The organism is Cupriavidus sp. 2TAF22 (assembly GCF_052115045.1).
Taxonomy (GTDB): Bacteria; Pseudomonadota; Gammaproteobacteria; order Burkholderiales; family Burkholderiaceae; genus Cupriavidus.
Window position 1 is genome coordinate 96,453 of sequence record NZ_JBFRFX010000002.1, and the last position, 11,582, is coordinate 108,034.

At 63.5% G+C, this 11,582-nt stretch carries 8 protein-coding genes and 1 tRNA gene; 7 read left to right on the top strand and 2 right to left on the bottom strand.

Annotation, left to right across the window (positions count from 1 at the left end):
* Window positions 1-69: 69 nt before the first annotated feature.
* Both AB4Z48_RS02975 and AB4Z48_RS02980 read right to left on the bottom strand, forming a co-directional pair.
* Window positions 70-2,391 (bottom strand): NADP-dependent malic enzyme, encoded by a 2,322-nt coding sequence (locus AB4Z48_RS02975; RefSeq protein WP_441612374.1) that lies wholly within the window; start codon window positions 2,389-2,391, stop codon window positions 70-72.
* Window positions 2,392-2,633: 242 nt separating this feature from the next.
* Window positions 2,634-3,257 (bottom strand): DUF4136 domain-containing protein, encoded by a 624-nt coding sequence (locus AB4Z48_RS02980; RefSeq protein ID WP_441612724.1) that lies wholly within the window; start codon window positions 3,255-3,257, stop codon window positions 2,634-2,636.
* A gap of 328 nt (window positions 3,258-3,585) precedes the next feature.
* Here AB4Z48_RS02980 and pepN point away from each other — a divergent pair, with 328 nt between their 5' ends.
* From pepN to AB4Z48_RS03015, 7 genes are all read left to right on the top strand, one after another.
* On the top strand, window positions 3,586-6,285 hold the full coding sequence (gene pepN / locus AB4Z48_RS02985) for an aminopeptidase N (RefSeq protein ID WP_441612375.1): 2,700 nt from the start codon (window positions 3,586-3,588) through the stop codon (window positions 6,283-6,285).
* A gap of 124 nt (window positions 6,286-6,409) precedes the next feature.
* A complete protein-coding gene (locus AB4Z48_RS02990; protein WP_441612376.1) occupies window positions 6,410-7,426 on the top strand; it encodes a class 1 fructose-bisphosphatase in 1,017 nt (338 codons plus the stop codon).
* A gap of 196 nt (window positions 7,427-7,622) precedes the next feature.
* Window positions 7,623-7,698: transfer RNA gene (locus AB4Z48_RS02995), tRNA-Thr, on the top strand.
* Window positions 7,699-7,843: 145 nt separating this feature from the next.
* Window positions 7,844-8,704 carry a DUF6387 family protein gene (locus AB4Z48_RS03000; RefSeq protein WP_441612377.1) on the top strand — a complete coding sequence of 287 codons (861 nt, stop codon included), beginning with the start codon at window positions 7,844-7,846 and terminating at the stop codon, window positions 8,702-8,704.
* 77 nt (window positions 8,705-8,781) lie between these two features.
* Complete coding sequence (locus AB4Z48_RS03005; RefSeq protein ID WP_441612378.1) at window positions 8,782-9,093, top strand: helix-turn-helix domain-containing protein; 312 nt, start codon at window positions 8,782-8,784, stop codon at window positions 9,091-9,093.
* Entirely contained in the window at window positions 9,090-10,838 is a 1,749-nt protein-coding gene (locus AB4Z48_RS03010; RefSeq protein WP_441612379.1) for a DNA primase family protein, read from the top strand. Before AB4Z48_RS03005 ends, AB4Z48_RS03010 begins: the two co-directional genes overlap by 4 nt.
* 464 nt (window positions 10,839-11,302) lie before the next feature.
* The gene (locus AB4Z48_RS03015) at window positions 11,303-11,497 is read left to right on the top strand and encodes a hypothetical protein (RefSeq protein ID WP_441612380.1); all 195 of its coding nucleotides are present in this window, start codon (window positions 11,303-11,305) and stop codon (window positions 11,495-11,497) included.
* The last annotated feature ends 85 nt before the right edge of the window (window positions 11,498-11,582 follow it).

The following is an 11,582-nucleotide window of genomic DNA, read 5'->3' on the forward strand; positions in this document are numbered from 1 at the left end:
TCCAAAAAAAACGGGGCTCCCAAGGAGCCCCGTTTTTCATGCTGCGGTCCCTGACCGCGATACGCCGGTTCAGCGCGTCGCGTTCGCCTCCGCCACTGCCACCGCCGTCATATTGACGATGCGGCGCGTGGTGGCTTGCGGATTGAGGATGTGCACCGGCTTGGCCGCGCCGAGCAGGATCGGGCCAATGGTGACGCCCTGCCCGCCCGTGATCTTGAGCAGGTTGAAGGCGATATTGGCCGCATCCAGGGTCGGCATGACCAGCAGGTTGGCACTGCCGGCCARCTTGGTGCCCGGCAGGAAGTGACGGCGCACGTCCTCGACCAGGGCGGCGTCGCCCTGCATCTCGCCTTCCACTTCCAGGTGCGGGGCCACCTGCGCCAGGATCTCCTGGGCCGCGCGCATCTTGCGCGCCGACGGACGGTTCGACGAACCGAACATCGAGTGCGACATCAGCGCCACCTTCGGATGAATGCCGAAGCGCGCGATTTCCTCGGCGGCCAGCTTGGTGATGGCAGCCAGTTCCTCGGCGGTGGGATCGTCGTTGACGAAGGTATCGGTGATGAACAGCGTGTATTTCTCCAGCATCAGCGCGTTCATTGCCGCAAATACCTTGGCGCCCGGCGCCAGGCCGATGACGTCGCGCACATGTTCCAGGTGCGCCTCGAAGCGGCCCACCGTGCCGCACAGCAGCGCGTCGGCGTCGCCCATGTGCACGAGCATGGTGCCGATCAGCGTGTTGGAGCGGCGCAGCGCCACCTTGGCCATATCGGGCGTGACGCCGTCACGGCCGCGCAGCGCATGGTATTCCTCGTGATAGGCGCGGTAGCGCGGATCGTCTTCCGGATTGATCAGCTCGAAATCCACGCCCGCCTTCAGGCGCAGGCCGGCCTTCTCGATGCGCATCTGGATCACGTGCGGGCGGCCGATCAGGATCGGGCGCGCCAGGCCTTCGTCCACCACGCCCTGCACCGCGCGCAGGACGCGCTCTTCCTCGCCCTCGGCATAGGCCACGCGCTTGGGCGCGGCCTTGGCGGCGGTAAACACCGGCTTCATGATCAGGCCGGTGTGGTAGACGTACTGGGTGAGCTGCTGGCGGTAGGCCTCCAGGTCCTTGATCGGGCGCGTGGCCACGCCGGACTCTTCGGCCGCCTTGGCCACGGCCGGCGCGATCTTCTCGATCAGGCGCTGGTCGAACGGCGTCGGGATGATGTAGTCGGGGCCGAACTTCAGCTCCTGGCCGCCGTAGGCCGCCGCCACCGCGTCGTTGAGCTCGGCCTCGGCCAGCTCGGCGATGGCCTTCACGCAGGCCAGCTTCATGGCTTCCGTGATCTTGGTGGCGCCGCAATCGAGCGCGCCGCGGAAGATGTACGGGAAGCACAACACGTTGTTGACCTGGTTCGGGTAGTCCGAACGGCCGGTGGCGATGATGCAGTCAGGCCGCGCGGCCTTGGCCACTTCCGGGCGGATTTCGGGTTCCGGGTTGGCCAGCGCCAGGATGATGGGCTTGTCGCCCATGGTCTTGACCATCTCGGCGGTCAGCACGCCGGCGGTCGAGCATCCCAGGAACACGTCGGCGCCGTTGACGATGTCGGCCAGCGTGCGGGCCGAGGTGTCTTGCGCGTAGCGGGCCTTGTTGGGCTCCATGTTGGCGTCGCGGCCGGTGTAGATCACGCCCTTCGAATCCACCACCGTGATGTTGGTGCGGGTCACGCCCAGGCTCACCATGGTATCCAGGCAGGCGATGGCCGCCGCGCCGGCGCCCGAGACCGCCAGCTTGACCTTGGCGATATCCTTGCCCACCACCTTCAGGCCGTTGAGCAACGCCGCGGCGGAGATGATGGCGGTACCGTGCTGGTCGTCGTGGAAGACGGGAATGTTCATGCGTTCGCGCAGCTTCTGCTCGATGTAGAAGCACTCGGGCGCCTTGATGTCCTCGAGGTTCACGCCGCCGATCGTCGGCTCCAGCGCGGCCACGATTTCCACGATCTTGTCCGGGTCGCGCGCGTCGAGTTCTATATCGAACACGTCGATGCCGGCGAACTTCTTGAACAGGCAGCCCTTGCCTTCCATCACCGGCTTGCCGGCCAGCGGACCGATATCGCCCATGCCGAGCACGGCGGTACCGTTGGTGACCACCGCCACCAGGTTGCCGCGCGAGGTGTACTCGGCGGCCATGGCCGGATCCTTGGCGATCTCCTCGCAGGCATAGGCCACGCCCGGCGAGTAGGCCAGCGACAGGTCGCGCTGGTTCGACAGCGCCTTGGTCGCATTTACCTGGATCTTGCCCTTGGTCGGGCTGCGGTGATATTCCAGCGCTGCCAGGCGCAGTTGCGCTTCAGGGCTGTTGGGGGCATGTTGCGGTGCATCACCGCCGGTCTTGCTGCTCATTGTGCTCGTCCGGGTAGTAGTGGCCCCACCAGGGTCTGCCGCGGCCGCTCCGGTCGTATCCGGCGCGCTTGCCGGAATCTTCCAGCGCAACTTTCAAGACAGGCTCCGGCGGCTCGGGCCGAAAATTCGAGCCGTCATTCTAGCTCAGCCAGGCCCGGCGCGAAGACCCTGCCACGCGAGGGCGCAAGGTATTCGGGGTTTTCGCCGGGCAATTCAGTTTTTACCCCAGCAGGGGCAATGCGTTACTTATCGTTCGGGTCCAGCGGCAAGGTCACGCGCTTTGGCCTGCCGTTCTCCGCGGGGAACTGCACGAAGGCGCTGCGGATCAGGTAAGGCATCGCCGCCTGCAGCGAGGTTTCCTCGCCGCGATGATGCGCCGTGACCTGGTAGACCTTCGTGCCGCTGGCGGCCTCCTTGAACATCACCCGCAGCGTGGACAGGGTCACCGGCACATCGCGGATGGTGGTGGTCGGTGGCCAGTAACCCGGGCCGCCCCAGCCCCACGGCCCCCACGGCCGGTAGTAGGGCCCCCAGTACGGGCCATAAGGGCCGGGATACCAGGGATCGGAGTAGGTCGTCTCCTGCACGCGCATCAGGCGCGAATTGGTGTCGTAGTCCATCCTGACCAGGTAGCGCGCCTGCGCGCGTGCCACCTGCTCGAAGCCGACCCCGGACAGCGCCTGCGCCAGCCATTGCTCATAGGTCTGGTCCTCGAGCTGGGCCTCCTGGCCCGGCGCGCGGTCGAAGGCATAGGTGCGCGGCGGATCGTTCTGCCAGTTGCCCTGCCGGAATGCCGTCACCTCCGTGGTGACGGTGCTGGCGCAGCCCGACAGCAGGGCCGCGCCGAGCAGCGCCGCACCCGCCATCACCCTGCTGCGCAGCAAACCCGCGCCGGCCAGCCGCGCCCACAGGGCGCCTATCCATTGCCTTGTCATGATGCCCCTCGCAAGATCATTGTTCCTCGCCTGTTTTATCCGCCTGTGACAGCGCGACTTCCGCCGCCGAGCGGCTCCGGCGCATCGGCCCGAGCCGCCGCGCCCGTGCTTGGCTACAATGGGTTCTTCAGTGCCACGCCGGCGCGCGGCCGCGGCAGCCTTCGTCCCATCCGGCCATAGCCACCTGCCGCCCTTGCCGCCCCTTTGCCCGCGTGGCGACCATGACGCCCCATTGGCCTTCAGAGGACAGGACTCTTTCATGCTGCGCACCGACACGCCCGTTACCGTCCACCGCAAAGACTATACTCCGCCGGCCTTCGCTTTTGAGCACGTCGACCTCGTGCTCGAACTCGACCCCGCGCGCACGGTGGTGACCAACACGCTTCGCTTCATGCGCCACGCACCCGGTCCGCTGGTGCTGGCCGGCGAAGAACTCGAACTGGTCGGCGTGAGCCTCGACGGCCGCCCGCTGGACAACGCCCGCCAGGAAGCCGCCAGCCTGACACTGCCCGAGTTGCCCGACCACGGCACGCTGGAGATCGTCACCGCCTGCCAGCCGGCCGCCAACACGTCGCTGTCGGGCCTCTACGTCTCGAACGGCAATTTCTTCACGCAGTGCGAGGCCGAGGGCTTCCGCAAGATCACGTATTTCCTGGATCGCCCCGACGTGATGTCCACGTTCCGCGTCACGCTGCGCGCGGAACGCGCGGCCTATCCGGTACTGCTGTCCAACGGCAACCTGGTCAGCGAGCGCGAGCTGCCCGGCGGCCGGCACGAGGCCGTATGGGAAGACCCGTTCAAGAAGCCGTCCTACCTGTTCGCGCTGGTGGCGGGCAAGCTCGAGCGCATCGAGGAACGCATCGCCTCCGCCTCCGGCAAGGAAAAGCTGCTGCAGGTCTGGGTGGAGCCGCAGGACCTGCCCAAGACGCGTCATGCGATGGACTCCCTGATCCATTCGATCCGCTGGGACGAGCGGCGCTTCGGCCTGGAGCTCGATCTCGACCGCTTCATGATCGTCGCCGTGGGCGACTTCAACATGGGCGCGATGGAGAACAAGGGCCTCAACATCTTCAACACCAAGTACGTGCTGGCCAATGCGCAAACCGCCACCGACGCCGATTTCGGCAATATCGAGTCGGTGGTCGGCCACGAATACTTCCACAACTGGACGGGCAACCGCGTGACCTGCCGCGACTGGTTCCAGCTCTCGCTCAAGGAAGGCCTGACGGTATTCCGCGACCAGGAATTCTCGGCCGACATGATGGGCTCGGAATCGGGCCGCGCGGTCAAGCGCATCGAGGACGTGCGCGTGCTGCGCCAGGTGCAGTTCCCCGAGGACGCCGGCCCCATGGCGCATCCGGTGCGGCCCGACAGCTACGAAGAGATCAACAACTTCTACACCGTCACGGTGTACGAGAAAGGTGCCGAAGTGGTACGCATGTACCAGACCCTGCTGGGCCGCGAAGGATTCCGCAAGGGCATGGACCTGTACTTCCAGCGCCATGACGGCCAGGCCGTGACCTGCGACGATTTCCGCGCCGCGATGGCCGATGCCAACGGGCGCGACCTCACCCAGTTCGGCCGCTGGTACAGCCAGGCCGGCACGCCGGTGGTGGGCGTGCGCACCGCGTGGAACGGCGACGAGGGCAGCCTGACGCTGACGCTGTCGCAGCACTGCCCAAAGGTCGGCATCGAGACCCACCCCGGCACGCCGGACAAGCTGCCCTTCCATATCCCGTTCGCGCTGGGCCTGCTCGATGCCGAAGGGCGCGATCTGCCGCTGCAACTCGAAGGCGAAAGCCAGCCCGGCGCCACCACGCGCGTGCTCGACTTCACCGAGGCCGAGCAGAGCTTGCGCTTCATCAACCTGCCGCGCGGCGATGCGCCGCCGCTGCCGTCGCTGCTGCGCGACTTCTCCGCGCCGGTCATCGTCGACGCCGACTACAGCGAGGCGCAGCTCACCTTCCTGCTCGCGCACGACAGCGACCCGTTCAACCGCTGGGAAGCCGGTCAGCGCCTCACCACCCGTGCGCTGCTGCAGCTGGTGTCGCAATCGCAGGCCGGGCGCGAGCTCAAGCTCGACCCGGCGCTGGTGGCCGCGCTGCGCACCGTGCTCAACAACCAGCAGCTCAGCCCCGCCTTCCGCGAGCAGGCACTCACCCTGCCGGCGGAAGCCTACCTGGCCGAGCGCATGGGCGTGGCCGACCCGGCCGCCATCCACCGCGCGCGCCAGTTCATGCGCGAAGCGCTGGCCCGGGAACTCAAGGCCGACTGGCTGGCCGCCTATCATGCCAACGCCACGCCGGGCGACTACAGCCCCGATGCGGTCTCCGCCGGCAAGCGCGCGCTGCGCAACCTGGCGCTGGGCTACCTGGCCGACAGCGGCGACGCCGACATGCAGGCGCTGGCCGAAGCGCAATACAAGGCGGCCGACAACATGACCGACCGTGTCGCCGCGCTGATCGCGCTGGTCAACACCTTCGCTCCCGGACGCGAGGCAGCGCTGGCCGACTTCTACCAGCGCTTCGAGCAGGACGCGCTGGTGATCGACAAATGGTTCTCGCTGCAGGCCGCGCAACGCGGCACGGTGGGGCCGAGCCTCCCGGGCCACGCCGGCAAGCACACCATCGACACCGTGCGCGCGCTGATGGAACACCCTGCCTTCAACCTGCGCAATCCCAACCGCGCGCGCTCGCTGATCTTCAGCTTCTGCGCCGCCAACCCGGCCCAGTTCCATGCCGAGGACGGCTCCGGCTATGTGTTCTGGGCCGAGCAGGTGCTGGCGCTCGACGCCATCAACCCGCAGGTGGCCTCGCGCCTGGCACGCGTCATGGACCGCTGGCAGAAATACGCCCTGCCGCTGCGCGACCGCATGCGTGCCGCGCTGGAACAGGTGGCTGGCGCCAAGGACCTGTCGCGCGACGTGCGCGAGATCGTAAGCAAGGCGCTGGCGCCCTGACAGGCACCGCGACGGGCGCCGGATCCGGCGCACCGACGGGCCGCCGGCGCGCCGCGGCCCGTCGCCGCTGCGGCCTGGCAGCCATGCGGCCATGTAGAATTGCGGCCATTCAAGGAGAAACCCCATGAGTCGCATCAGCCTCACCCGCTATCTGGTCGAGGAGCAGCGCAAACACAATACGATCCAGCCGGAGCTGCGGCTGCTGATCGAAGTGGTGGCGCGCGCCTGCAAGGCCATTTCCAACTCCGTCAGCAAGGGCGCCCTCGCCGGCATCCTCGGCTCGGCCGGCACCGGCAACGTGCAGGGCGAGACCCAGCAGAAGCTGGACGTGATCGCCAACGAAGTCCTGCTCGACGCCAACGAATGGGGCGGCCACCTCGCCGCCATGGCCTCGGAGGAAATGGACAGCTTCTACGAGATCCCCAACCGCTATCCCAAGGGCGAATACCTGCTGCTGTTCGATCCGCTCGACGGCTCGTCGAACATCGACGTCAACGTCTCGATCGGCACCATCTTCTCGGTGCTGCACATGCCCAAGCCCGGCCAGACCGTGACCGAGGCCGACTTCATGCAGCCCGGCACCCACCAGGTCGCCGCCGGCTACGCCGTGTACGGCCCGCAGACCACCCTGGTGCTGACCGTCGGCAATGGCGTGCACATGTTCACGCTGGACCGCGAAGCCGGCAGCTTCGTGCTCACCCAGTCCGACGTGCAGATCCCGGAAGACACCAAGGAATTCGCGATCAACATGTCCAACATGCGCCACTGGGCCCCGCCTGTGCGCCGCTATATCGACGAATGCCTGGCCGGCGACGAAGGTCCGCGCGGCAAGAACTTCAACATGCGCTGGATCGCCTCCATGGTGGCCGACGTGCACCGCATCCTCACGCGCGGCGGCGTCTTCATGTACCCCTGGGACAAGCGCGAGCCGGAGAAACCCGGCAAGCTGCGCCTGATGTACGAAGCCAACCCCATGGCCATGCTGGTCGAGCAGGCCGGCGGCGCCGCCACCAACGGCCACGAACGCATCCTGGACGTGCAGCCCGAAAAGCTGCACCAGCGCGTTTCCGTGATCCTCGGCTCGAAGAACGAAGTGGAGCGCGTCACGCGCTACCACCACGAGGAAAAGGCCGCGGGCTGACGCCGGCTGCCGGCGAGAAGGCCACGGCACTTGCATGTGCTGGTGTGGGAAGGGACGCCCCGGGCGTCCCTTTTCCATGGCCAGGCTGGCCGCAGCCACGTCCGCCCCGGAAATTTTTGCCTGGGGGGCTTCACAGGCAAAATAAACGTTGCTATTATTGCGGGCTTCATCCAGTAGTTGTTTCGCGGATGGTGAGGCCGAAGTAGCTCAGTCGGTAGAGCAGCTCATTCGTAATGAGAAGGTCGGGGGTTCGATTCCTCTCTTCGGCACCAAGAATATCAAGGGGTTACAGCGTTTTCGTTGTAACCCCTTTTGCTTTGGGGTTACGCCGGGGTTACGGCTCTGGTGTATCGCCATCTATCTCGGCACAAGCAGTGCGGCCGGGCAACATCCCTCCACCGATCTCCTGAGGGCAATGTGAGCCGTCACAAAATCACGCAGGAAGAGCTCAAAGGGTTCTCCCTGGAGAAGTACAGCAGTCTGGCCAAGTTTTCTTATGCACAGTGGCGGGACTTGATCTTCCATCGCTCGCTGCTTTGGGATTTCACCGATCGGTTGCGGTCTGTAGTGACGCCCCCTCATGATGACCTCGGCTTGTCTGCCTCCATGCTGCACTCGTGTACGACTGGGCTTGACTCAGATGCGGCCGAAATTTCGGCTTCGCTTCTCAACGACCCACTGGGCTGCGCTCTCCACCTCCCACCACCGATCGATACCGCCAATCCACTAGCGACGACGTTCATCAAGCTGATACCTCAGGATTACATAGGTCCACTACCACCCCATGCCGATGCCCTGAGCGGAAAGCTGTTTGGCACCTTGGACGGGGTTCCGCTGAACCAACCTTACGTTGGGACGAATCCGACTTCCCGACGTGTGCTGCTGGAAGTTGACGTTGACGCTCCCGACGACTCGCTGCTACTGGCGGACTTCACGAAGTGGCTGAGGCAGTGGCGCCAGGCGTCTGGCGGCAAGGTTCGCAAGAATGCGGCAAGAGAGAATTTGGCTTGGGTCCGGACCGAAATCGATCGATGGCTAGGTAGGCGGCTGGTCCCCTACATCGATTTGAAACTGGTCGCCAGGCTTATCGGAAAGGATTTCAGTGCAGGAACGCTCGAAACCTTGCTAAAGAACAAGGCCTCATTGGACGATTGGGAGACGGTCGAGGAATGGCTTGAAGACTACCGAGCCAGGTTCCTGAGTCAGTCCTGGCTGGACGTGATATGGCGGATGGCCTTTGAGGAAGCCGGACATGAGGTGGTAAAAAAATCCCAATAATTTTCGCTCTCGATAGCCAAGCATCTATCCACGATCATCGGTCCTGACGGTGGCTTTCACCGCTAATCAAAAGGACCATGATGAACTCGATTTTTTTTCAATCGACTGATCGTAGTACCCACGTCGGCGTGCTGGCACTGGCACAGCGGCGCTCTGCAACCAGCGCGGACCCTTCTGGCACGCTCCCAAGTCATCTCTTGACCCGCCGGGAAGCCGCCGCCTACATCGGCGTTCAGCCGAACACCCTGGCGACCTGGGCTTGCACCCAGCGCTATGACCTGCCATACGTAAAGGTGGGGCGCAACGTCCGCTACCGGAAGCAGGACCTGGATGCGTTCATCCAGCGCAATACGCATGGTGTGATGACCGGCCTGGAGATCGCAGCATGAGCGACATCCAATTTGCTGAACCGCTAGCGCCGACCGCAGTCGCTCAGATTCCTGCTCTCAAAGGGCTATATGAGACCCACATGTCCGAGTCGGGAGGTGATGTGGCGGCCGACGAAGGTGCCAAGGTTGAGGGGGCGGCCAGGACAGGCGTTGATGATACGCCGACACATATTGTCGTTAACGATGACGATGACGGTGGCGATGCACGGGGCAATCAGTGCGGCGACGTGGGAACGTCCCTCGCCAGCATCTCTTCGGCCGAACTGGGAACAATCCTGCGTCTGGACAAGCTGTGTCACTACGAGCGCCATGTGGCGGCGGCTGGTTTGCCCAAAGAACTCACCAACCGGACTTGCGCTGAAATTCAGCGGTCCGGATTTGAGGGGTGCCCTGCCCGTCGCCGTTGCGTGGGCCCAAACGGACGGGAGGCGCAGGAGCCGTCCGACATGCAATGGTGGGCGAGAGTGGAAAAGTTCAGTGAGGACGTATCGCAGCAGGCAGCCGCTCAGGCGCTCCTCGATGCGCAATATCCGAACGGGCTGGTGTCCATCGGGAAGGTGCTTTACGCATATAAGGATGGATATTTCCCCGTCATCGACGAAGCAGAACTGACGCAGCAGGCGCTTCGGACGTTTGCAGTCGCAGGCATCAAGGTCGCCGACGCTCAACAAGTCCTGAAGTACATGAAGTACGCAACCAGGCAGCCCGTCGGCTTCTTTGCACCGAACAGAAAGCTGTTGTGTTTTCACAACGGAACTCTCAATGTTGAGACGGGAGAGTTGGGACCTCATAGTCCTGGCCCTCGGCTCATCAGTCGCATCAATGCGAACTACGTGGCAACTGCCGAATGCCCGAGATTTCTACAGTTCCTGAATGAGGTTTTTCGGGACGACGCAGACCGAGAGCAACGGATCGGTTTCGTGCGGCAGTGGATGGGCTACTTGCTGATCCCCGACACAAGCCTCCAGAAGATGCTCTTCCTGCTGGGAAAAGGCCGTAACGGCAAGTCTGTGCTGTGCAAGGTCATCGCGGCCATGCTTGGCAAGGAGAACGTGTCGCACGCCATGTTGAACCGGCTGGGACGTGCCGCAGTTCGGGTTGAATTGGCGGGGAAGCTCGCCAACTTCTCGCCCGACCTACCGGCGCAGGCACTGAAAGCTGACGGTTACCTGAAGGCCATCGTGTCCGGGGATCCAGTGGAGGCTGAGCGGAAGTACAGTGACTCTTGCACGATCACGCCCTATTGCAGGCTGGTAGTAGCGACCAATTCGATGCCGGACACGCCAGACAGGTCTGATGGATTCTTCCGGCGGTTGATCATCTTGCCGTTCAATCGGCAGTTCACCTTTGCTGAGGATGATCCAGGGTTGCTGGATCGCCTGTTGGCCGAATTGGACGGGATCATCGCATGGGCCGTCGAGGGGCTGCAAGCGTTGCTCGGGGCTGGAAGGCTCACAATCCCGCCGTCGTCGCTGGCGGCACGTGAAGACTACCGCTGTGATGTGAATCCGGTGCAGCAGTTCGCTGAAGAGTGCCTGGTTGGTTCTCCAAACGGAGGCGGCTTGTCGTCCCAGGATCTGTTCGAGCTCTTTCGTCGGTGGAGTTCTGCGCATGGGCATACGCCTGGCACGTCGATTGGGCTCGGTCGGGCACTCGCCAATCTGGGATTCCAGTCACGGAAGTCCAGCCATACGATCTGGCTTGTTTCGCTTGGTGCTGGGGCGACTGCATATCAGTCTTCTTGACTGCCCGGGCAACGCCTCCCCGCTTCGGCGGGGGGGGGAATTGCAGCGCCTTTCTCCCATCTTCCCACGAGCAATCCCCGCTGGCAGGCCGGTTCGGCGTCCGGTGGGAGGATGGGAAGATGATCTGCGGGAAGGCCTGTCGTCTTCATCTTCCTGCGGTGTGGTTCCCGTGAACTGCTGTGAGTCGGCGTGTGCTGCCGATGAGTTGTCTATGCGGCTTCTTTGTTCTTGGGGGTGCCCCCACCTGCCAAAGTAGGAGGTCCTTATGCAGCCATTTCAGTATCCTGGCCAGGAATCAGGCGAAGTCGATGCATGACAGTTGCCGCTCAGGATTTCGCACGGAAAATATTTTCTTAATATTGGCCAATTATTTATACTCCCGAGTTAACATACAGAGAGATGGCAGAATTATTGCAGCATTTTCTTGTTGCGGTATCGACTGCCCTCGGTTCCACGAGAATATAATGAATATAGAAAATAACATTACGACTGCCGTCCGTATGGCAGGCGGTCCAAGCCGAGTGGCGGCGGAACTGCGTGTTTCAAGCCGTGCAGTCAACACTTGGCAAAATAAAGGCTATGTGCCGAAATATGACGCCGCCGAGAAGCTTGCGGCATTAGTGGGTCTATCCATATCGACTTTGCGAAAGCAGAACTAATGGTGCGTAGCGATCGACGATATCGAAAAGTATAAAAAATTTTTCTTGCTTTGTAGACTGCGAGCAGCCAAAAAATAAAGCCCGG